Source organism: Nitrobacter vulgaris, from assembly GCF_002028545.1.
Lineage (GTDB): Bacteria > Pseudomonadota > Alphaproteobacteria > Rhizobiales > Xanthobacteraceae > Nitrobacter > Nitrobacter vulgaris.
The window spans coordinates 157,379-178,507 of the sequence record NZ_MWPQ01000049.1 but is presented as its reverse complement, the minus strand read 5'-3'; the positions used below and the strand labels follow the sequence as shown (position 1 = coordinate 178,507).

Below are 21,129 nucleotides of genomic sequence, written 5' to 3'. Positions count from 1 at the left end.
CTTATCGCCGCCCGAAAAGCTTCTCGATATCGGCGAGCTTCAGCTCCACATAGGTCGGGCGGCCGTGGTTGCACTGACCTGAATTTGGCGTGGCCTCCATCTCGCGCAGCAGCGCGTTCATTTCTTCCGGCTTGAGGATTCGTCCAGCGCGCACCGAACCGTGACAGGCCATCGTGGCCGCGACATGCATCAGCCGCCGTTCAAGTGGAAGCGTCTCATCCCATTCCGCCATGTGTTCGGCGAGATCGCGCAGCAACGCGGCCGCATTGGTCTTGCCGAGCAGCGACGGCGTCTCGCGCACGGCAACCGCGCCGGGTCCGAAGGACTCGATGGCGAGCCCGAATTTTTTCAGCTCAGTTGCACGGTCGGTAAGCTTTTCGACGGTCGCCTCATCCAGTTCGATGATATCGGGAATGAGAAGGATCTGTCGCTGCACGCCGTCCCGCTCCAGCGCTGCCTTCAGCCGCTCGTAAACGATGCGTTCGTGCGCGGCATGCTGGTCCACGACGATCAGGCCGTCGCGGGTTTGCGACACGATATAAGTTTCGTGAATCTGGGTGCGCGCCGCGCCGAGCGGCCGATCGATCAGATCCATCGGAAGATGAGCGTCAAAGCGCACGTCCGCGCTGGGCGCGCCCACATCAAACGCGGTTTGGCCAGCCTCGGCGAAGGCGGTCGCAGGCGGTCCGCCCATCCATGGCCGCGCTCCGGCAGGCGAGGCAGGCGATCGCCGCCAATCCCAATCGGCAGGGCGCGGGGACGTCGCGGGACGAAAAGCCGTGAGTACCGCGCCGTCGCTGTTCGCGGCCGTGCGCCGTCCTTCGCGCGCCAGACCTTCCTTCAGCGCATGCACGATCAGCGCGCGCACCAGTCCGGCATTTCGGAATCGCACTTCCGTCTTCGCGGGATGGACATTGGCGTCGACCTCTTGCGGGTCCGTTGTGACAAACAACGCCACCACCGGATGACGGTCGCGCGGCAGGTAATCGGAATAGGCCGCGCGCACCGCGCCCAGAATCAGCTTGTCACGCACCGGACGGCCGTTGACGAACAGATACTGGCCGAGCGCATTCGCGCGGGTCAGCGACGGCGCGGCAGCGAACCCCTCGACGATTACGCGCTCGCGTTCGGCGCGCACCGCGATGGCAGCGGAACGGAAGTCTCCGCCGAGAATGTCGCCTAGTCGCGTCAACCGTCCCGCCGCTCCCGGCAGCGCCGCCGTCCAGGTCGCTGGCGCACGCCCTTCGCCTGCGAGGGTAAAACCGATATCAGGCCGCGCCATTGCCAGCCGCCGCACCACCTCGCGGATCGCCTCGGCTTCCGTCCGATCGGTCTTGAGGAATTTAAGCCGCGCGGGTGTGGCATAAAAGAGATCGGCGACTTCAACGCGCGTGCCTTGCGTCAGTGCGGCCGGCGTGATCGCGGATTTTCGTCCACCTTCGACGGTGAGCGACCACGCATGCGGCTCGCGGGCGTCGCGTGTGGTGATGCAGAGCCTGGCTACCGCTCCGATTGACGGCAGCGCCTCGCCACGAAAGCCCAGCGTATGGATGCGCAGCAAATCCTCGTCTTCCAGTTTCGAGGTGGCATGGCGATTGACCGCCAGCGCGAGGTCGCCCTTCGCCATGCCAGCGCCGTCGTCGGTGACGCCGATCCGTCGCTTCCCGCCGCCGTCGGTGAAGACGTCGATGCGGGCCGCGCCGGCGTCAATCGCGTTCTCAACCAGCTCCTTGACGACGCTAGCCGGACGCTCGACCACTTCGCCTGCGGCGATGCGGTTGACGACAGTCTCGGGAAGCTGGCGGACGGGCATGGTGCGGCTCGGTTCTGGCTGCGGGCGAGTTTAGGCGTTCGCCGCGCCGATTGCATGGGGGCAAATCCGGATGTCCCGGGTTGATTTAGGGTCTGCGTTCGGAGCGCGGCGGTCGCGTGCAACGCGCGATGCTTCGCTTCTCGCCCCATGGGATCGGCGGCACGTCTGCGCGAGATTAGTCCTCGGAAGACGTCCGTCCACGTCTCGCCTTCACATCGCCGCGGCGCTTCTTGCTCTCAAGCCGGCGTTGCTTCGAGCCGAGAGTCGGCTTGGTAGCGCGGCGCGGGGTCGGCCGAATCGCAGCCTCGCGCAGCAATTCGATCAGGCGGTCGGTGGCGTCCGCGCGGTTTCGTTCCTGGGTCCGAAAGCGTTGGGCATGGATCACGATCACGCCATCCTTGGTCAGACGCTGCCCGGCGAGCCGGACGAGCCGCGCGGCGATGTCTGGGTCGAGCGCCAAGCGGCGAGTGTCGTAGCGCAACTGCGCCGCAGTCGAGAGCTTGTTGACGTTTTGGCCGCCAGGGCCAGAAGCGCGAATGAAGCTGATCTCAACGTCGTTTTCGTCGATGGCGATATTGCGGGTGATCCGCAGCATGGCACTCACCTGGATTCGCCTGTCCGACGGCAGGAATCAGGCAGCGGCACCATACCTCGTTTGTTGCCTGCCTGCGCCGTCAATGCGCGGCAGGTTGAGGCGCGGGCTGAGCTGCAGTCGGCTGCGCCGCTGCGGGTTGCGCTTCCGTCTGAGGTGAGCGTCCCACGATCACGGTGAGAAGCCCCTGTCCCCACAGCCTCTTCGCGACTGCTCTCGCCTGGTCGAGGGTGACGGCATCGACGATGGAATTGCGCTTCTCAATGTAGTCGATCGGCAGATTATCCGTCTGATATTGCAACAGACCCGTAGCGAGCTTCGAAGAGGTATCGAGCTCCAGCATCTGCGATCCTTTCAGATAGGATTTGGCTTCGTCGAGCTCCTTCGGCGTCGGTCCGTTGTCGGCAAAGCGCTGGATTTCCTTATTAACGGCCTCGATGCTCTCGCCGGCGCGGTCCGCGCGGGTCCCGGTGGTGCCCGCGAACAGCGCTGAATGGTCCATCCACAAAAGAGATTCCGAGATGGAATAGGCGAGGCCGCGCTTTTCGCGCACCTCGCGATACAGCCGCGACGACAGCGAGCCGCCGCCGAGAATGTGGTTATCAATGTAGGCTGCCATGAAATCGGGGTCGTCACGCTTGACGCCGGGGCCTCCGAACATGACCACGGTTTGCGGTACGTCGAGCGGAACGAATGCACTTTGCGGCGGCTTTGCGGCGAGGATGTCAGGAACGGGTGTGAGATCGCCCTTCGCCGGTAGACCTCCGAAAGTTTGATCCAGCATCTTTGCAAGAGTCGCCGGCTCGATGTCGCCCACCACCGCGATCTTCAGCTTGTCTCTCGCCAGCACCCGCCGCACGTAATTTCTGAGATCGTCGGTCTTGATCGTTGGAATGCTTTCGAGCGTACCGTGCGAGGGATGACCGTAGGGATGACCGCCGAATGCGAGCTTGGAAAAGTTGAGGCCGGCAAGTGCATTCGGATTGGTTGAGTTGTGGCGCAGGTGGGACAGAACCTGCGCACCGATGCGCTCGACGTCATCAGCGTCAAAGCGCGGCGAGGTTAAAGCGAGCCGCAGCAGGCCAAATGCTTCGCCACTGTGTTCCTTGAGCATTCGCAATGAGCCGCGGAGCTCGTCGCGCTGGATCGTAAAGCTGAGCTCGATGGCGCGGCGATCGAGCTGTTCACGAAAGGTCTTGGAGGGGAGATCCCCGGCGCCCTCGTCGAGCAGGCTGGCAACCATGTGGCCGACGCCCGGCTTGTCGGGCGGGTCCTGCGCCGAGCCGCCAGAGAACGCATATTCCATTGCCACCAGAGGTACGGTGGCGTCCTGAACGAACCAGGCCTCGATACCTCCCGGCGTCACCAGATGCTGGATTTTCGTCCCGGCGAACGAGGGACCAGCAGCAAAGCAGATCAATGCGAAACATACGGTGACGAGCAGGCTGCGCCCCGCTCTTGTCCGGGGGCGTCTCACGATCGTTTCTCCTCGTGCGCCGGCGTCGAGTCCTTGATGAGGTAACCGGTGACCGAGCGCGTTTTTACCAGCCACTTCTGCGCGACGTCCCGAACCTGCGCGGCGGTCACCGCACGGATGCGGTCCGGCCAGTTCCTGATCTCGTCGACGCTCAATCCGATGGTTATGCCCGTGCCGTACCAGCGTGCCAGTGTCGTTTGACTGTCCTGAGCGTAGACGGCCTGCGCGATCAACTGAGTCTTGACGCGCTCGAGGTCCTCCGCGGGGATCGGGTTTTTGATGAGATTTGCGATCACGGCATCGATGGCCTGCTCGACCTCAGCAAAACCGGTGCCCGGTTTCGGCGCCACCGCGATCGAGAACTGACCCGGATCGAGCGCGGTGCCCTGGTAGGTCGCGTTGGTGGCGACGGCCAGCTGTTTGTCGACAACGAGCGCGCGGTAGAGATAGGCGTTGCTACCGTCGCCGATCAATTGCGCAAGCACATCCAGCGCGGGACTTTCTCCCGCCGCAGCGGTGGTCACGGAGGGCACGAGGTAATACCGCCGCAGCATCGGCTGCTCGACGCGAGTGTCCGCAAGCGTGACCGTCCGCGGCGCGACCGGCAGCGGCTCCTGCGGGCGGATACGAGCGCTCGGAATAGCGGGCTGCGGCGGCACATGGCCAAACGTCTTTTCGATTTCAGGACGAATCTTCTGCGCGTCCACGTCGCCCGCGATCACCAGCGTTGCATTGTTCGGGGCATAAAATCGTTTGTAAAAGGCAAGCGCATCCTCGCGGGTGAGCTTCTCGATTTCATGACGCCAGCCGATCACGGGGCGGCCATACGGATGGTTGAGATACAGCGCGGCCATGATCTGTTCGGTGAGCCGCGCGTCCGGATTGTTAGCGACGCGCATGTTGTATTCCTCGAGCACGACGTCGCGCTCAGGCAGCACGTTTTCATCCTTCAGCACCAGGCCGGTCATGCGGTCGGCCTCGAACGCCATCATGGTCGCGAGTTGATCGCGGGTTACGCGCTGATAGTAGCCGGTGTAATCGAAGTTGGTGAAAGCATTCTCCTCGCCGCCAACGCGCAGCACGGTCTGGGAAAACTCGCCGGCCGGATATTTGGCGGTGCCCTTGAACATCAGATGCTCGAGGAAATGTGCGAGTCCGGATTTACCGGGCGTTTCGTCCGCCGACCCGACCTTGTACCAGATCATCTGAGTGACCACCGGCGTCCGGTGATCGGGAATGATGACGACCGCGAGCCCGTTGGCCAGGGTAAACGTGATGGGAGGTTGGGAGGTGACGGTCTGCGCCATTGCTGCTGGCACGGCCAGAAGGACCGCAAGGCACACCGCCAGTGCCGCGAAAGCGGGGATGGCCGCTCGTCGCGCTGCCATCATGGCGCATCTCCGGCGATTTGTCTGAGAGATCACGTTATCGTCAATCCTTTGCTGGAGCGTTTTACGAAGTGCATATGGTTGGCATGGGGAAACACGTCAAATCGAAAACGGGGATATCGCTTCAGATCCCATCAAAAGGGACGCTTTGGTGGGAGGGAAATTGACATTCGCGCCCCGCGAGCCGCGCGTCTTGGACGCGATATCGATTCAAACTCCACGGGCGACGTGCATTACTAGCGGTCCTTCGATTCTGACATTCGTAAGAAGGCAAGGCTCGCTTAAACGAAATGCAATGTCAGGATCGGACGATGTCGGGATCGGACTACGGCAGCGAATGTGGTTATTCCGGTGGAGTGTCGTCCGCTCCTGCCTAACGCCGAAGACTGCCTGCATCATGTTCTGCGATCCGGCAGGAAGACGTGGGCCGTCTGGTCGCGTGATCCGCTTCCCGCCGCGGTCGGTTAGTAAGTCCGTTCTTTGCCGCTGTTGACGTCGATATAGGTGTTGCCGAGAGCTTCCTTGGGTCCGGTGCCGTAAGCGAAGTTCGGCGATGGAGTCTGATAGCCCGCCGGCGGTTGCGTCAGTTTTTCACGATCAGGCTCGCCCGTGAACGGGGCAGTCTCCGTTTTGTTGCCGCCGAATAGATTGCTGAACTTGCTCGCGAAGCCAAGTTGCGTGGGGCTGAGTGATGGATTCACATTATCCGCCGTGCCCAAGTGACGCGTCTCAGCCTGTTGTGTGGCGGTGACCGCCGAACCATTCGTCGCGAGCTTGCTCGGCAGAATCGAATGTCCGCCTTCCGATTGTCCGCCTTGCCAAGGCGATGGCTTGCGGTCTTTCTTGGCGGCGGCCGCCTCCTTGCGACGCTCAACGTCGGGGTCCTTGGGCCAGTTCGGGTCCCTGGCTTCAGCCACGCCCGAGCCGGGCTGCGGCAATTCGGTGCTGGGTGGAATCACCAGCGGCGACCGCTCACGATACTCGATGCTTGAGTTTTCCATATTGGTGGCGCCGAGGCCGTGCATGATTTTCGTGATGATTTTGTCTTCGAAGCTGGCGTTTTCATCGTCCTGGGCACGGGCCATGCCCGCCGACAGCACGACGGCAACGCCCGTGGCGACCGCGGCCAGACGAACGCCGCGCAGCAGTGTTGCCGTGGCCCCGAGCACGTCCCAACCGTTTCGTTCGGTGTTGCGCATCACGTTCATCCTGTTCAGCTTTTCAGCGGATCGCAGCAAAAGCCGCTATCACCCCGAGTAAGCCCTATCGTCCGTGATCAGGGCGCTTTTGCGGCGGAAGTCCCGAGGAAAGAATCATACAACAGGGCTATCACCCCGACAACGATCGCCACATCAGCAAGGTTGAATACGTACCAGTTATAGGTTTTACCTGCGATCTGGACGTGAAACAGGGCGAAATCCACCACCGCGCCATAGGCGAACCGGTCGATGGCGTTGCCGATAGCTCCGCCGATAATAAGGCCGAGGCCAATTGTCGCCGTGCGGGTATGCGACCGCGCCATCCAGACCGCCAGCAGGACTACTGCGACAGCCTTGATCGCGAGCAGAATAGCGGCAGCCGTCGGACTTTCAGTTTGGAACCAGCCATAGCTGATGCCGGTGTTCCAGGCCAGCACGAGGTCGAAGAACGGCGTGACGCTGACGGCGCCACGGCGGCCGATATCAAACGCAAACAGAAGCCAGAGCTTGGACGCCTGATCCGCAATCAGCGCCGCGATGGCCGCAATGATGCCGGAGCGAACTGCCGGCGTCACACAGTTACTCCCAGCGCCTTCCATTCCCGCAGCGCCTGCGCGTCGCGTGGCGATACGTCGGGATACTCCCTGTCGCTGCCGACGGTCGGCAGGATCTTCCACGATCGGGCGCACTTGGCCCCGGCAGCTTTCTCGATCACCACGGCCACGCCAGGGACGCTCGGCAAACGGAACGCGTCGGCCGGGGCGTTACCCTCGCGCACTTCAAAATTTGAAGTGATGCAGACCTCTGCAAGATCGACGTCGAACAACACGCCAAGCATCGCGCGGTCGGCGACATAGACAATCGGCGAGGCTTCGAGCGAGGAGCCGATCCGCTTGGCGGCACGCTCAAGCTCCAGCGCGCCGGTGACGACGCTGCGCACCGCGCGGATGGTCTCCCATTTCACAGCCAGGGCGTCGTCGCGAAAGTTGTCGAAGCTCTCCGGGAACAGCGTCAGATGCACCGACGGTTCTGCATCCGGCCGATAGAGCCGCCACGCCTCTTCGGTCGTGAACGAGAGCACCGGGGCCAGCCATTTCAGGATTGAATCGCAAAGTTTGTCGATCACGGTCAGCGCGGCCTTGCGCGCCGTCGACGACGGCGGTTCGCAGTAAAGCGTATCCTTTCGGATATCGAAATAGAACGCCGACAGTTCGGTGTTCATGAAAGCCGCGAGACTTGCGACCACCGTCTTGTAGTCGAATTCCGCATAGGCCTTGCGCACCACCGCGCTCTGTTCTGCAAGTTGGTGCAGCATCAAGCGCTCGAGTTCGGGCATGTCGGAGATCGCAACGGCCTCGCCGCGATTGAAATGATGCAGCGTGCCGAGCATCCAGCGAATGGTGTTGCGCAGCTTGCGATAGGTCTCAATGGTGTTCTTGAGAATTTCCGGACCGATGCGCTGATCGTCGGCATAATCCGTTGCGCAGACCCACAGCCGCAGGATGTCGGCGCCCGAGTCCTTGATGACTTTCTGAGGATCGACGGTGTTGCCGAGAGACTTCGACATCTTCCGGCCGTTCTCGTCGAGCGTGAAGCCGTGGGTTAGCACCACATCGTAAGGCGCGCGGCCGCGGGTGCCGCAGCTTTCCAAGAGCGATGAGTGAAACCAGCCGCGATGCTGGTCGCTGCCTTCCAGATACATCACGGTATCCTGGCCGCCGTCGGCCTTGCGTTTGATGTCTTTGAGGCCGGGGAAGTGCAGGGGGTCTTCCAGCACGAAAGCGTGCGTCGAGCCGGAGTCGAACCAGACGTCGAGAATGTCGTCGACCTTGCGCCAGTCCTCGTTGGAGCGCGATCCCAGAAAACGCTCTCGCGCGCCATCGGCGTACCAGGCATCCGCGCCTTCCGTTTCGAAGGCGTCGGTGATGCGCTGGTTGACGGCGTCGTCGATCAGGATTTCGGCGGAGCCATCGCCCGTCTCGCGCACGAACACCGCGATCGGCACGCCCCAGGCGCGCTGGCGCGAGATCACCCAATCTGGGCGGTTGGCGATCATGCCGGTGATGCGGTTCTGCCCGGCTGGCGGTACCCATTGGGTGACGCTGATTGCTTGCAATGCGCGGGCGCGCAACGTGTCGCCGGGCTTCGCCTTGCCGTCATCAGCGATGTCCCGATCCATTGCGATGAACCACTGCGGCGTGTTGCGGAAGATCACCGGCTTCTTCGAGCGCCACGAATGCGGATATTGATGTTTCAAACGGCCACGGGCGAGCAGCATGCCGCGTTCGACCAGCGCCTTGATGACCGCTTCGTTGGCGTCGCCCTTGTTGCCCTTGTCGTCGATGACGCGTTTACCTTCGAAGCCCGGGGCCTGCGCGGTCAGCGCGCCGTTCTCGTCGACGGTATAAGGAATTGTCGAAATGATTCCGCGCGCCTCAAGCTCGCGCGCGTTGTGAGTCCAGATGTCGAAATCCTCACGACCGTGGCTAGGCGCGGTGTGGACGAAGCCGGTGCCGGTGTCGTCGGTGACGTGATCGCCTTCCAGCAGCGGCACGATGAATTCGTAGCCGCCGGAAAAGCTTTTCAGCGGATGCGCGCACTCCACCGCATCTAACGTGTCGGCGGGAATGTCGCGAATCTTCTCGAAGGCGGTAACGCGCGCCTGTTTGAACACGTCCTCGGCAAGTTTATCCGCGAGGATTAGAAGATCACCGGCCTTCGCCCAGTTGTCGGCAGGTGCATCGGTGACCTTGTAAAGACCATAGGCGATCTTGTTCGAGAAGCTGATGGCGCGGTTGCCCGGTAGCGTCCACGGCGTCGTGGTCCAGATCACCACGCTCGCCTGCGCCAGCGCGCCGTGCGCCGGCGAGGTCACCGGAAACTTCACCCACACCGTATCGCTGGTGTGGTCCTCATACTCGACCTCGGCTTCCGCCAGCGCCGTTTTCTCCACCACGCTCCACATCACCGGCTTGGAGCCGCGATAGAGTGTGCCATTAGCGGCGAACTTCATCAGTTCGCGCGCGATCTGCGCCTCGGCCGGATAGGTCATGGTGGCGTAGGGATGATCCCAGTCGCCGATAATGCCGAGACGCTTGAACTGTTCGCGCTGCACATTCAGCCAGTTCTCCGCATAGGCACGGCATTCCTTGCGAAACGCCACCATCGCTGCGGGGTCCTTGAAGTTCGGCTTCGTCTTGCCCTTGGAGCGGTAGTTCTCCTCCTCGATCTTCCATTCGATCGGCAGGCCGTGGCAGTCCCATCCCGGCACGTAGTTGGAATCATACCCCAGCATCTGCTGGCTTCGGGTCACCACGTCCTTCAGGATCTTATTGAGCGCGTGGCCGATATGGATGTTGCCATTGGCATAGGGCGGGCCATCGTGCAGCACGAATTTCGCGCGGTCCTTCGCGGTCTTGCGGAGCTGTCCGTAAAGATCGATGTCTTTCCAGCGCTTCAGGATTTCCGGTTCGCGCTGCGGCAACCCCGCGCGCATCGGAAATTCCGTCTGCGGCAAAAAGAGGGTTTTGGCGTAATCGGGGGCGTCGGCTTTCGCGGCGGATTTCTGCGACTTGTCGGACATATGGCTAGGCTTCTGGCTTTGGCTGAATGGCGCGGAAAGTGGGGTGGTCCCGGTCTTGCGCCGAGCGAAGCTCAGGCGAAAGCCGGGCTGCTAATGCTTATAATGGTGCGCCGCGCAAACATGGGACTGTCCATAGCAGTCAGCCGAGGGAATGGCAAAGCGCTGGGTCGTGATTCAACTTCCGCTCCGGAGGCGACGCGCAGGATTTCCCGCCACCGTGACGCCTGCTGCGACATCCCGCGTCACCACGCTGCCCGCGCCTATCACCGCCCCGTCGCCGATAGCGACGCCGGGAAGGATGATCGCGCCTCCGCCGATCCAGACATCGGAGCCAATTCGAACAGGCCTGCCGAACTCGAGCCCTTCGTGCCTTGTCTGAGCGTCACGGGGATGGTCGGCGGCATAGATCTGGGTCGCTGGACCGATCTGGGTGCGGTCACCGACCGTAACATGGACCACGTCGAGGATAACGCAGTTGAAATTGAGAAATACGCCGTCGCCCAGAAAGATATTATAGCCGAAATCGCAGGAGAACGGAGGCCGGATCACGACGCCTGCGCCGACGCGGCCCAGGTGCTGCGTGAGCAGTTCGTAGCGTTGGGCTTCCGGAAGCCCCATCGCCGCGTTGTAGCGCGCGAGCCATACGCTGTTCGCACCTTGCTCGGCCTGTATCTGCGGGTCGCCGGGGCGATACAGTTCGCCCGCGAGCATCTTCTGCTTTTCGGTCTTCAGCCGATCTCTCCCAGCTTCGGAAATACATCAGGCGCGGCGGCGAGCTGGGTTTTGGCACGGGCGGCGTCATCGTCCATTTGATGAACCAGCGCCTCGACACCATCAAACTTCAGTTCGTCGCGGATGAAGCCGATGAAGGCGACGTCCAGCATGGTCCCGTAGAGGTCGCCCTGGAAGTCGAACACGAATACCTCGAGCAGTGGCGCGCCATTGTCGAATGTCGGCCGGCGGCCGAAGCTCGCGACGCCGTCCAAGCGGTGGTGATCCTTTCCCTTGCCGCGGCCGATGCGCACGGCGTAGATACCATGCTTGAGGCCGCAATCCTGATCGAGGCGGATGTTGGCGGTGGGATAGCCGAGGCTGCGGCCTCGCTTCTCGCCGTGGATCACCTCGCCGGTCACGAACCATGGCCCACCGAGCATCGTGGTGGCGTCCGCGATCCGGCCTTCCGCAAGCGCCATGCGGACGGCGCTGGACGAGACCGCGCGTTCGTCGATGTCGATAGGAGGCTGCACGTCCACCTCGATCCCGAGGCGCGGGGCTTCGCTGACAAGCAGGCTCGGCGATCCCACCCGGCCCTTGCCGAAACGGAAATCGTATCCGACGGCGATGCCGCTGACTCCGAGGCGTTCGATCAGATCTTGGTGAATGAAATCTTGCGCTGTCGTGCCGGCCCGCGCGGCGTCGAAGGTCATGACCACGGCGCCGTCGAGACCTGTGCCCGCCAAAAGCCGCAGCTTGTTGGTTTCGTCGGTCAGGCGAAACTGCGAGGCATTCGGACTGAAGAACTTCCGCGGGTGCGGCTCGAAGGTCACCGCGAAGGCAGGCTTTCCGCGGGAGCGGGCCATTTCGAACGCGGCCGCGATGACCGCGCGGTGGCCGAGGTGTACACCATCGAAATTTCCTATTGCCACCACTCCTCCTTTAGGAATAGCGGCAGCGGGAGCGATATCGCGGATAATCGTGAATCCCGAGGCCATTATCGCGTTCATTGAAGGGTTTCAGTGGCGGACCGTGACGTTGCGGCCGGATCGAAGTCAAGTCGGCTTGGCGTCCGGCGGCACCTTTCGACGGCCGGTTAACGCGCTGTTTAAGGGCTGGTGGTATCATGCAAAACTACCCGCGAGGCGAGTGACCGGCGGAAAATACCGGTGTTTGCTTCGAGGATGGCCCACTTCAGCGGGCTTTTGGCGATTTCGGCGCACATAGAAAATCTGACGCAGGGGGCTCGAGATGGCGGTTGATTTGTCGATGTCTGTTCTGGTGGTGGATGATTACAACACCATGATCCGCATCATCCGGAATCTGCTCAAGCAGCTTGGTTTTGAGAATATCGACGACGCCAGCGATGGTTCGGCGGCGCTGAACAAGATGCGCACCAAGAAGTACGGTCTCGTGATCTCCGACTGGAACATGGAGCCGATGACCGGCTACGACCTGCTCAAGGAAGTCCGTGCCGATGCCAATCTTGCGATGACGCCGTTTATCATGATCACGGCCGAGTCCAAGACCGAGAACGTCATCGCCGCCAAAAAGGCCGGTGTGAACAACTACATCGTCAAACCGTTCAACGCCGCGACGCTGAAGAACAAGATCGAAGCGGTATTTCCCGACAACGTCCCGGCGTAGCGTTTCCGGCGAGCCCAGGTTTGCGATCAGAATACGTGCGACGCAGCGGCTTCGCCGCGTCCTGTTCGTTTACCATCTCAGCTCGCGCATCAGCGCCAGAGGCGGATGGCCGAACAGTTCCTTGACCGAGGCCGGATCGAGCTGGTCGATGCCGGCGAATTGCTCGGAATGGATGCCGCGCGTCAGAAACAGCAGGTCGATGCCGAAGGCGTGCGCGCCCATGAGGTCGGTGCGTACGGAATCGCCAATGGCCAGCACCCGGTTTAACGGCGTGTCTTTGCCGCGCTGCTCTCGCGCCAAGGCCATGGCGCGCTCGTAGATCGGCCGGTGCGGTTTGCCGTAGAAGACCACCTCGCCACCGAGTTCGCGATAAAGTTCTGCGATGGCGCCGGCGCAATAAAGCAACCGGTCGCCACTTTGAACGACAATATCGGGATTGGCGCAAATCAGCGGCAGCTTGCGCTCGCGCGCCTGCATCATAAGGGCACGATAGTCCTCCGCGGTTTCGGTCTCGTCGTCGAAGGGGCCGGTACAGACGATGTAATCGGCGTGCTCGATCGGCGCGAATACCGGATCGAGGCCTTGGTGGATCGCGCTGTCGCGCTCAGGCCCCAGCCAGAAAATCGCCTTGGCCGGATGCTCTGCGACGAAGTTGCGCGTCAGGTCGCCGGAGGAAGCAATGCCATCGTAAGCATCGTCCGGAACCCCGAACTTGCGCAACTGCCGCTGCACTGCGTCGGCCGGGCGCGGCGCATTGGTGATAAAAATGACGGTGCCGCCCCGGCTGCGGAAGGTTTTCAGCGCGGAGCAGGCCTCGGAAAACGACATGACACCGTTGTGGACGACGCCCCAGACGTCGCAGAGCACGACATCCCTTTCGGCGGCGGGCTCGCGCAGATGATCGATAAAACGAAGGGCAGTCATTCAGTCGGATGCTTTCAGGCAGCGCCGCCAGCGCGACGTGCCAGGGCAGCGTTGCCGGTCACGCGAGACGAACGTTCGGGCTTGATCGCGTCAGTTTTCACGGCTCCCACTTCACCCGGTCTGGCTGCGCTGTTGGCGCGCGACTTTGCCTTGTCAGCTGTGTCCTCCGCCGCATCCTGGCGTAGCGGCCGCGGCGCGGCGAATAGGAAACCCTGGCCAAAGCGAACATTGTAGTCGAGCAAATCGACGACCGCCGCTTCTTCTTCGATCCGCTCTGCGATCAGGTCGATGCCGAAGCGTCCCAGCAGATCGGATATGTCGGCCGGATGGATATCGGAGGTCGACGTTTGTTTCTGGTCCAGCAAGAGCGAGGCGGGCACCTTGATGAAGCGGACGCCGCGGTCGGCCAGTTCGCGCGGTTCAATTCGCAGGTTCGCTACATGGTCGACCGAGAACCTGTAGCCGAGCTGCGTCATCGCGGCCAGGCGTTTGCTTCCGGTGATGTCCAGAGCGCGCAGCGTATCGTGCTTGAATTCGAGAATCAGCGAGGAGGCCAACGCACGATTGGCTTCGAGAATGTCGAGGTACTGCGCGAATGTGGTGGGGTTTCCGAGCGTCGCCAAGGCGACGTTGCAGAACAGGCCGGCCTCCTTGTTGCGCGATTGAAGCCGCTGCAGAACTTGCATGCAGCGGAGCAAGATCGTGTTGTCCAGTTGCCCCATCAAGCCCACAGCTTCGGCGGCTGGAATGAACTCGCCGGCTGCGAGGTATGCGCCACGGGCATTGCGCAGCCGCGTCATCGCTTCGTAGTAGCGTATCTTGCGCTGCGGAAGCGTAACGATCGGTTGCAGGAAGGTATCGATGCTGCCGGTCTCGATGGCGTTTTGGATGGCCAGGATCTGTAGGTCGGTGTCAGTCCGTGCCGAATTGATGGCCGTCCGAGGCAATGCCGGTGCAATCGCCCTCGCGAGGGGCTCACGGTGGACGGGTCTCTCCGGTGCCACCGGTTCGAATGCGGGCGCGGAAGCGGCTGATGGCAAGTCGGTCAGCATGTCGTCATGGGCGGCGACCGTGGCGGCGAGCTGCTTGACCAGTCCGCCCAGCTCGTTGATTTCACCAAGCGCGGATTGAAGGCCGGATTGAACTCGGTCCGAACCACCGGAATTCGCCGAGGCAATCTTGCTTTCGGCTGCCGCGAGGCGGCGCCCGAAATCGGAGATCTGGCGGGCAAGGTCAGCGACGCCCTGCGACAGGTCCGCGATCTGGCCTTCGGCGTTGTTGCCGTCGCGTAACCGCATGGACACTGCATTGTAGAGGATGAGGAATGCCAGGACGGTCAGCGCTACGATGGCTGACTCCGACGCGCGCAGGCCCGTAATCGTGTAGAGCACGATACCCACCGAGGCGGAGACCAGCACCATGCAGAGAGCAATGAAAATCGTGGAAATACGAATCATCTGGCGTAAATGCTTCCGGCGTGGAGCGATCTGCGGCGCTTCCAGTCCCCCGCACTACCATTATTGCTGATTCGGCGGATGGGTCTTTCTGAAGTTGTCCGCCGAAAATCGGGCCGATGGTTCAGGCGACGGCGCGAATCACCTTGGCGGTCTTTTCGACGATCTCGCCCACCTGATCGTCGCTGACGATCAACGGCGGGGTAAGTGCCAGCGTGTCGCCTGCGACGCGCATCATCAGATCGTAATCGTGGAAGGCGGATCTCAGGGCCGCAAAGCCGCGGTCGCCCGGCCCGTTTTCGTTGGGGGCGAGCTCGATGCCCGCCGTGATGCCGACGGTGCGGATGTCCACCACGTTAGGTTCGTCGCGCAGACTCATCATCGCGTCCGCGAACTTCGGTTCCAGGCCGCGAGCACGCTCGAACAGCTTTTCGTCGCGGTAAATATCGAGCGTGGCAAGCCCTGCGGCGCAGGCCAGCGGGTGCGCCGAATAAGTATAGCCGTGGAACAGCTCCACGGCATTCGCCGGGCCGGTCATGAAGGCGTCGTGGATGGTGTCGCGCACCAGCACGCCGCCCATCGGGGCCGCGCCGTTCGTCACTCCCTTTGCAAAGGTGATCATGTCGGGGAGCACGCCATAACGCTCGGCGGCGAAGGCGTAACCGAGGCGTCCGAAGCCGGTGATGACTTCGTCGAAGATAAGGAGGATGCCGTGCTTCTGCGTGATCTCGCGCAGCCGCTTGAGGTAGCCTTTCGGCGCGGGCAGCACGCCCGTCGACCCGGCCATCGGCTCCACGATCACGGCGGCGATGGTTTGGGCGCCGTGCAGATTGACGAGGCGCTCCAGCTCATCGGCAAGTTCCGCGCCCCATTGCGGTTCGCCTTTGCTGAACGCCTGCTTGTCGCGGTTGTAGGTGGATTGCAGATGGTCGACACCGGTGAGCAGCGCGCCGAACATTTTGCGGTTACTGACGATGCCGCCGACCGAAGTGCCGCCGAAGCCGACGCCATGATAGGCCCGCTCGCGGCCAATCAGGCGGATGCGGTTCCCCTGACCGTTGAGCTGGTGATAGGCCAGCGCGAGCTTCAACGCGGTGTCCGCGGCCTCCGATCCGGAATTGCAGAAGAATACGTGATCGAGCCCCTCCGGCGCGAGCTCGGCGATGCGGCTTGCCAGTTCAAAGGCCTGCGGAATGCCGAACTGGAACGGCGGCGCGAAATCCAGCGCCTCGGCCTGCCTGGCGATAGCCGCCGCGATCTCGGCACGGCCGTGACCGGCGTTGCAGCACCACATGCCGGCGGCACCGTCGAGGATTTTGCGGCCGTCGGTGGTGATGTAGTGCATGTCTTTGGCGCCGGCGAGCAGCCGCGGCGCTTTTTTGAAGGCGCGGTTAGCGGTGAAGGGCATCCAGAACGCAGCAAGATCGTTCGGCACGTTGAGGGCAAGGCTCTTGTCTAACATCGGGGATCCCTCATTTTTTTCAGCGCGTTGCGGATGATGTCGGACCTCCGCCGCGCAACATCAGCGTTGGTGGGCACTTCACTATGCGGCGCCTTCGGTGCCAACTCAGGATTCGAAAGGACTGGAGTCAACTCAACCATTCCAGCGTGTTCAGGTTCAGAAATTTGCTTGCCTACAGCGAAAATGAACCGAACGTCTGAGCTTGAACCACCCTAGAACTTTTTGCGCACCTGCGAAACGCAGTTTGCGTGATCGATCGCGTGCTGAAAATGCCGGGACATCTGCGGCGTCGTCCGGTGGCCGGACGCGCGCTCGTTTTGCGGTCGAAATATACTACTATTGATTGATATAATATTCACACACACTTAATAGTTGTGTGGCTCAATAAGTCGCATGACAGACTCGCCACGCCACGCCCTGTGCCTTCCGCGCTTTGCCCGCTGCATCCGCGCCGCGTCCGCGGTCGAATTCGCGATGCTTCTGCCGCTGTTCCTGGTGCTGGTGTTCGGCATCGTCGTGTTCGGTGCCTACCTCACCATGGTGCATGGCGTGCAGCAACTTGCCGCGGAAGCGGCGCGTTCGTCGGTCGCGGGCTTGAGCGAGACAGAGCGCATCAGCCTTGCCGAAAACTACGTCACGACGAATGCCGGGTCGTATCCTCTGTTGCAGCCCGGACATCTCACCGTCAGCGCGGCAACCTCCGGCAGCGACGTCTTCGTCGTCACAGTCAACTACGGCGCCTCCGACAACATCATTTACACGTTGCCGTTCGTGCCGGCGCCGCCTTCGACCATCATCCGCTCAGCGGCGATTCCGTTCGGCGGCTTTTGAGGAGACGCACGATGCGGAACCTGCTTCGGCGCTTCATTTCGGATACGCGCGGCAATTTCGCGATCATGGGAGCCGGGTGCATGGTGCTGGTGCTCGGTTGCGCCGCGCTCGGCGTGGATGTCGGGTCGATCTATGCCGACCGCCGTAAGGCGCAGAGCGCCGCCGACCTTGCGGCCATTGTCGCCGCCGGCAACCTTGGCAAAGCCACGAGCGCGGCCGCCGCCACCGTGATGGCCAACGGCTATCCGGCGAACGCGCTGCTTTCCATCGAACTCGGCACGTTCACCGCGAACGCAGCGCTGGCGCCGCAGGCGCGCTTTGTCACCCCCGCGACCGGCGCGCCCAACGCGGCGCGGGTCACGCTGCGTGCCGAGACGCCGCTTTATTTCGCGCGCATGTTCACCGGCGGCAGCAGCCACTTCGATATCACCAGCAGGGCAACGGCCGCGAGCACCGCGCTTGCCTCGTTCGCGATCGGCTCGCGGCTGGTCTCGCTCAATGGCGGCCTGCTTAATGCGATTCTCGGTCAGATGTTGGGAACGACATTATCGCTTTCGGCGATGGACTATCAGTCGCTGATCGACGCTCACATCGACGCCTTTGATTTCATCAATGCGCTGGCGACGCGGCTCGACCTGACCGGCGTCACCTACGACTCCGTGCTGTCCGGCGACGTGAAGGTCGGCGACATCGTGGCGGCGATGCTGAGTGCGCAGCAGGCGGCGAACGGCATGAATGCCGCGACCACGGCGCTGTCGAAGGTCTCGCTGGCGCTTGCCGGGCTAACCACCACCATCGTGCCGGGGAAGCTGATCGACGTCGGCCCTTATGCGGCGATGACGGTCGGCTCAAAACCGAAAACAGGCGTCAGCGTCTCGGCGTTCGATCTGCTTTCGGCGACCGGTGCGATCGCCAATGGCAGCAACCAGATCGCGGCCTCCGTCAATCTCGGACTACCCGGCATCGCCAGCGTCTCCGTGATGGCGACGATCGGCGAGCACCCGCAAGGGACAAGCTGGATGACGGTCGGGACTGAAGGCGCGAGCGTGCACACCGCGCAGACCCGCGTGCTGGTATCGATCAAGTTGCTTGGCAGCGGCCCGGTCGCGGCCGTCAATCTCCCGGTCTATATCGAGGTCGCCTCTGGTACGGCCACGCTGAACGCCGTGAGCTGCGGCCGTCCCGATATCAGCACCTCCAGCGTCACGCTCGGCGTCACGCCCGGCATCGTCGACGCCTGGATCGGCAACGTGTCGGCGGCCGAGATGACCAACTTCACCAGCAAACCGGACCCGGGCGCGGCGACTCTGGTCAATCTCGGCGCAGTCACCGTGACAGGCCGCGCTCATGCCGGCATGGGCAACACCGCGCCGACGCCGGTGTCCTTCAGCTACGTGGACATTGCCGCGCAAACGAAGAAGACCGTGACCACGACCGATTTCACCTCGTCATTGACCGCGAGCCTGCTCGGCGATCTCTCGCTCAAGATCAATGTGGGGCCGCTGGGCCTGCCCGTCCCCGGTCTCGGGCCGACCGTGACGGGCATCATCAGCGGCGCCACGGCGTCAATCGATCAGGTGCTGGCGCAGGTGTTGGCGACGCTCGGCGTCGGCATCGGGCAGGCGGATGTCTGGGTCTCCAGCATCCGCTGCGACGGCGCGGTGCTAGTGAATTGATCTCCCGCAAGGGGAGAGGGATAACGAGTTCGCCTTGCCCGCTTGCCCGTCGGCTGGTAACCCGACGCTGATTTTGTAGACGACGGAAATCTACAAACACAGCAGCGAGCGCCATGTCCGACAAGAAACCGAAAAAACCGCAGAAACTTCGCGCCCGCCTGCCGCGCGGGCTGGAGGATCGCGGTCCCGCGGCCATATCAGCCACGCGCGCGATGACCGACACAATCCGCGCGGTCTACGAGCGCTACGGCTTCGAGCCGGTCGAAACGCCCGCTTTTGAATATACCGACGCGCTCGGCAAATTCTTGCCCGATCAGGACCGACCCAATGAGGGCGTGTTCTCGTTCCAGGACGACGACGAGCAGTGGATCAGCTTGCGCTACGATCTCACCGCGCCGCTGGCTCGTTACGTGGCGGAAAATTTCCAGAACCTCGCGCTGCCCTATCGCAGTTATCGCGCCGGCTATGTCTACCGCAACGAGAAGCCGGGACCGGGACGCTTTCGGCAGTTCATGCAGTTCGACGCCGATACGGTGGGTGGGGCTTTGTCCGGTCCGTCGGCCTGTGCCGCCGACGCCGAGATGTGCATGATGGCCGCCGATACGATGGAAGCGCTCGGCATCCCGCGCGGGCAATACGTGGTGAAGGTCAACAACCGCAAGGTGCTCGATGGCGTGCTGGAAAGCATTGGACTCGGCGGCGATGAGAATGCGGGACGAAGGCTGACGGTGCTGCGCGCGATCGATAAGGCTGACAAGTTTGAATGGAGTGAAATCGAAAAACTATTGGGTTCGGGACGTAAGGATGACAGCGGAGATTTCACTAAGGGTGCTAATCTCGACGAAGATCAGATCGAAGCAATTCGTCAGTGCTTGAAGTTCAAAATTACCGTGAATCGACTCCCCGACGATACATGGCATAGGCACATGGATGGCGAACTTCCTAAGAAGTTCCGCGCTATGAAGGGCGCTGCTACAATGAATGCCGCTCTTTCAGAGTTGGGCGATATCGCCGAACTCGTCATTTCAAGCGGTTACGGGGAGGATCGCATCCGCATCGACCCCTCCGTCGTGCGCGGCCTCGAATATTACACCGGCCCTGTCTACGAAGTTGAACTTCTGCTCGAAACCAAGGACGAGAAGGGTCGCCCGGTGCGCTTCGGCTCGGTTGGCGGCGGCGGGCGTTATGACGGATTAGTCTCGCGCTTTCGCGGCGAGCCCGTTCCCGCCACAGGTTTCTCCATCGGGGTGTCGCGGTTGCAGGCGGCGCTGACCATGCTCGGAAAGCTCGACACGAAGCCGCAAGCAGGCCCCGTGGTCGTCACCGTGTTCGGCGGCGACATCGCGGGCTACCAGAAAATGGTCGCGGAGCTGCGCAACTCTCCTATTGATCCTTCAAGGCCGGATGGGCCTTGCATTCGCGCGGAGCTTTATCTCGGCAATCCGAAGCATTCGCTCGGCCAGCAGATGAAATATGCCGACAAGCGCAACGCACCGTGCGCCATCATCCAGGGCACCGATGAGAAAGCGAACGGCAAGGTGCAGATCAAGGATCTGATCGCGGGCGCGGGGCTGACCTCGATCGAGGACCGCACTGAGTATCTGAAGAAGCAGGCGGAGGCGCAGATTGAAGTCAGCGAGACCGATCTTGTTGTCGAAGTACGGAAACTGCTCACGCGTCACGGCGTGAGGTGGGATTAGCCATCGTCTTGCCTGCGCAGGCTTGAGCGTTTTCGAGCGAAGTGGATACCGTTCGCGTGAAGACAGCGCGTTCGATCAAAATCATAGAGCTGCGCTTCTGATTTTGTCAGAAGCGGACAAAGCTCTAATGCGGCACCATCGACTTGTATTTTTCAAAGTCGCGCACGTTCATCTTGAAGCCGCCGGGCATCACGACATCGCCGGGTTTCTGGCCCTCCTTACAAGGGCCGGCCCATTTCGCCGCTATGGTGACCTTGTTGTCTTGGCTTCCGAGCTTGCCGCCTTGGCTATGCGATGTGACGTTCACCGTGTAGGCGGAGTTGAAATCGCCTGAGGTTTCGGCGTGCGATGTCACGGTCGTGCCGGCCATGGTGCAGACCGAATCCATGACGTAGCCGGTTGCGGCTTTCTGGATCTCGGTCTTGGAGCAGTTCTGCTTGGCGGAGGGGGCAAAATCCGACATGAACTCACGGTCCACGGCCTCGCTGGTGCATTGCTGAACCACAACTGCCGGCATTCTGCCGCCCTCGTGGTCCAGCTTGATGTCCCAAAGCCCGGCCTTGCGCAGCGGCAGTTGCACCTCCGCCAGCGCAGGCGCGGCGGAGAGAAGAAGTAGCGGCAGGAGTGAAATCGAGAGCCGAAGAGACCGTCGCATCGCAAGCTCCGTCG

The 21,129-nt window shown here is 62.1% G+C and carries 17 protein-coding genes; 4 read left to right on the top strand and 13 right to left on the bottom strand.

Going from position 1 to position 21,129, the window contains the following annotated elements:
* Position 1: 1 nt before the first annotated feature.
* From mutL to B2M20_RS13620, 9 genes are all read right to left on the bottom strand, one after another.
* Positions 2-1,813: a DNA mismatch repair endonuclease MutL gene (mutL, locus tag B2M20_RS13660; protein WP_079447572.1), complete on the bottom strand. Its 1,812-nt coding sequence runs from the start codon at positions 1,811-1,813 to the stop codon at positions 2-4.
* Between the two features lie 175 nt (positions 1,814-1,988).
* Positions 1,989-2,408 (bottom strand): alternative ribosome rescue aminoacyl-tRNA hydrolase ArfB, encoded by a 420-nt coding sequence (gene arfB / locus B2M20_RS13655; protein WP_079447571.1) that lies wholly within the window; start codon positions 2,406-2,408, stop codon positions 1,989-1,991.
* A gap of 79 nt (positions 2,409-2,487) precedes the next feature.
* On the bottom strand, positions 2,488-3,882 hold the full coding sequence (locus tag B2M20_RS13650; RefSeq protein WP_079447570.1) for a M16 family metallopeptidase: 1,395 nt from the start codon (positions 3,880-3,882) through the stop codon (positions 2,488-2,490).
* Entirely contained in the window at positions 3,879-5,273 is a 1,395-nt protein-coding gene (locus B2M20_RS13645) for a M16 family metallopeptidase (protein ID WP_079447569.1), read from the bottom strand. Before B2M20_RS13645 ends, B2M20_RS13650 begins: the two co-directional genes overlap by 4 nt.
* 461 nt (positions 5,274-5,734) lie before the next feature.
* A complete protein-coding gene (locus B2M20_RS13640; RefSeq protein ID WP_079447692.1) occupies positions 5,735-6,469 on the bottom strand; it encodes a hypothetical protein in 735 nt (244 codons plus the stop codon).
* Positions 6,470-6,546: 77 nt separating this feature from the next.
* Positions 6,547-7,044: a signal peptidase II gene (gene lspA, locus B2M20_RS13635; protein ID WP_079447568.1), complete on the bottom strand. Its 498-nt coding sequence runs from the start codon at positions 7,042-7,044 to the stop codon at positions 6,547-6,549.
* The gene (ileS, locus tag B2M20_RS13630; RefSeq protein ID WP_079447567.1) at positions 7,041-10,052 is read right to left on the bottom strand and encodes an isoleucine--tRNA ligase; all 3,012 of its coding nucleotides are present in this window, start codon (positions 10,050-10,052) and stop codon (positions 7,041-7,043) included. The genes lspA and ileS overlap by 4 nt, the downstream gene beginning before the upstream one ends.
* A 174-nt stretch (positions 10,053-10,226) precedes the next feature.
* The gene (locus B2M20_RS13625) at positions 10,227-10,763 is read right to left on the bottom strand and encodes a sugar O-acetyltransferase (RefSeq protein ID WP_079447566.1); all 537 of its coding nucleotides are present in this window, start codon (positions 10,761-10,763) and stop codon (positions 10,227-10,229) included.
* Between the two features lie 17 nt (positions 10,764-10,780).
* A complete protein-coding gene (locus B2M20_RS13620; RefSeq protein WP_079447565.1) occupies positions 10,781-11,764 on the bottom strand; it encodes a bifunctional riboflavin kinase/FAD synthetase in 984 nt (327 codons plus the stop codon).
* 253 nt (positions 11,765-12,017) lie between these two features.
* Between B2M20_RS13620 and B2M20_RS13615 the strand changes: the two genes are divergently transcribed.
* Positions 12,018-12,413, top strand: coding sequence for a response regulator (locus tag B2M20_RS13615; RefSeq protein ID WP_079447564.1), 396 nt, complete (start codon positions 12,018-12,020; stop codon positions 12,411-12,413).
* 69 nt (positions 12,414-12,482) lie between these two features.
* Here the strand turns inward: B2M20_RS13615 and B2M20_RS13610 are convergent, their stop codons facing one another.
* The 3 genes from B2M20_RS13610 to aptA all read right to left on the bottom strand — a co-directional run bounded on the left by B2M20_RS13610 (position 12,483) and on the right by aptA (position 16,253).
* On the bottom strand, positions 12,483-13,337 hold the full coding sequence (locus tag B2M20_RS13610) for a TIGR01459 family HAD-type hydrolase (protein ID WP_079447563.1): 855 nt from the start codon (positions 13,335-13,337) through the stop codon (positions 12,483-12,485).
* A 14-nt stretch (positions 13,338-13,351) separates the two neighbouring features.
* Positions 13,352-14,794, bottom strand: a complete 1,443-nt coding sequence (locus tag B2M20_RS13605; RefSeq protein WP_079447562.1) for an EAL domain-containing protein — start codon at positions 14,792-14,794, stop codon at positions 13,352-13,354.
* 121 nt (positions 14,795-14,915) lie between these two features.
* Positions 14,916-16,253 carry an omega-aminotransferase AptA gene (aptA, locus tag B2M20_RS13600; RefSeq protein WP_079447561.1) on the bottom strand — a complete coding sequence of 446 codons (1,338 nt, stop codon included), beginning with the start codon at positions 16,251-16,253 and terminating at the stop codon, positions 14,916-14,918.
* 393 nt (positions 16,254-16,646) lie between these two features.
* Between aptA and B2M20_RS13595 the strand changes: the two genes are divergently transcribed.
* The 3 genes from B2M20_RS13595 (at position 16,647) to hisS (ending at position 20,460) form a co-directional block, all read left to right on the top strand.
* Entirely contained in the window at positions 16,647-17,084 is a 438-nt protein-coding gene (locus B2M20_RS13595) for a TadE/TadG family type IV pilus assembly protein (RefSeq protein ID WP_079447560.1), read from the top strand.
* An 11-nt stretch (positions 17,085-17,095) separates the two neighbouring features.
* Entirely contained in the window at positions 17,096-18,760 is a 1,665-nt protein-coding gene (locus B2M20_RS13590; protein ID WP_079447559.1) for a pilus assembly protein TadG-related protein, read from the top strand.
* Between the two features lie 113 nt (positions 18,761-18,873).
* Positions 18,874-20,460 carry a histidine--tRNA ligase gene (gene hisS / locus B2M20_RS13585; protein ID WP_079447558.1) on the top strand — a complete coding sequence of 529 codons (1,587 nt, stop codon included), beginning with the start codon at positions 18,874-18,876 and terminating at the stop codon, positions 20,458-20,460.
* 124 nt (positions 20,461-20,584) lie between these two features.
* Here the strand turns inward: hisS and B2M20_RS13580 are convergent, their stop codons facing one another.
* Complete coding sequence (locus B2M20_RS13580) at positions 20,585-21,115, bottom strand: DUF3617 domain-containing protein (RefSeq protein ID WP_079447691.1); 531 nt, start codon at positions 21,113-21,115, stop codon at positions 20,585-20,587.
* Positions 21,116-21,129 lie beyond the last annotated feature (14 nt).

Excerpts from the sequence above, each read along its gene's own strand:
- mutL (WP_079447572.1), bottom strand. The coding sequence starts at position 1,813 with ATGCCCGTCCGCCAGCTTCCCGAGACTGTCGTCAACCGCATCGCCGCA.
- arfB (WP_079447571.1), bottom strand. The coding sequence starts at position 2,408 with ATGCTGCGGATCACCCGCAATATCGCCATCGACGAAAACGACGTTGAG.
- B2M20_RS13645 (WP_079447569.1), bottom strand. The coding sequence starts at position 5,273 with ATGATGGCAGCGCGACGAGCGGCCATCCCCGCTTTCGCGGCACTGGCG.
- B2M20_RS13640 (WP_079447692.1), bottom strand. The coding sequence starts at position 6,469 with ATGCGCAACACCGAACGAAACGGTTGGGACGTGCTCGGGGCCACGGCA.
- ileS (WP_079447567.1), bottom strand. The coding sequence starts at position 10,052 with ATGTCCGACAAGTCGCAGAAATCCGCCGCGAAAGCCGACGCCCCCGAT.
- B2M20_RS13625 (WP_079447566.1), bottom strand. The coding sequence starts at position 10,763 with ATGCTCGCGGGCGAACTGTATCGCCCCGGCGACCCGCAGATACAGGCC.
- B2M20_RS13620 (WP_079447565.1), bottom strand. The coding sequence starts at position 11,764 with ATGGCCTCGGGATTCACGATTATCCGCGATATCGCTCCCGCTGCCGCT.
- B2M20_RS13615 (WP_079447564.1), top strand. The coding sequence starts at position 12,018 with ATGGCGGTTGATTTGTCGATGTCTGTTCTGGTGGTGGATGATTACAAC.
- B2M20_RS13610 (WP_079447563.1), bottom strand. The coding sequence starts at position 13,337 with ATGACTGCCCTTCGTTTTATCGATCATCTGCGCGAGCCCGCCGCCGAA.
- B2M20_RS13605 (WP_079447562.1), bottom strand. The coding sequence starts at position 14,794 with ATGATTCGTATTTCCACGATTTTCATTGCTCTCTGCATGGTGCTGGTC.
- aptA (WP_079447561.1), bottom strand. The coding sequence starts at position 16,253 with ATGTTAGACAAGAGCCTTGCCCTCAACGTGCCGAACGATCTTGCTGCG.
- B2M20_RS13595 (WP_079447560.1), top strand. The coding sequence starts at position 16,647 with ATGACAGACTCGCCACGCCACGCCCTGTGCCTTCCGCGCTTTGCCCGC.
- B2M20_RS13590 (WP_079447559.1), top strand. The coding sequence starts at position 17,096 with ATGCGGAACCTGCTTCGGCGCTTCATTTCGGATACGCGCGGCAATTTC.
- hisS (WP_079447558.1), top strand. The coding sequence starts at position 18,874 with ATGTCCGACAAGAAACCGAAAAAACCGCAGAAACTTCGCGCCCGCCTG.
- B2M20_RS13580 (WP_079447691.1), bottom strand. The coding sequence starts at position 21,115 with ATGCGACGGTCTCTTCGGCTCTCGATTTCACTCCTGCCGCTACTTCTT.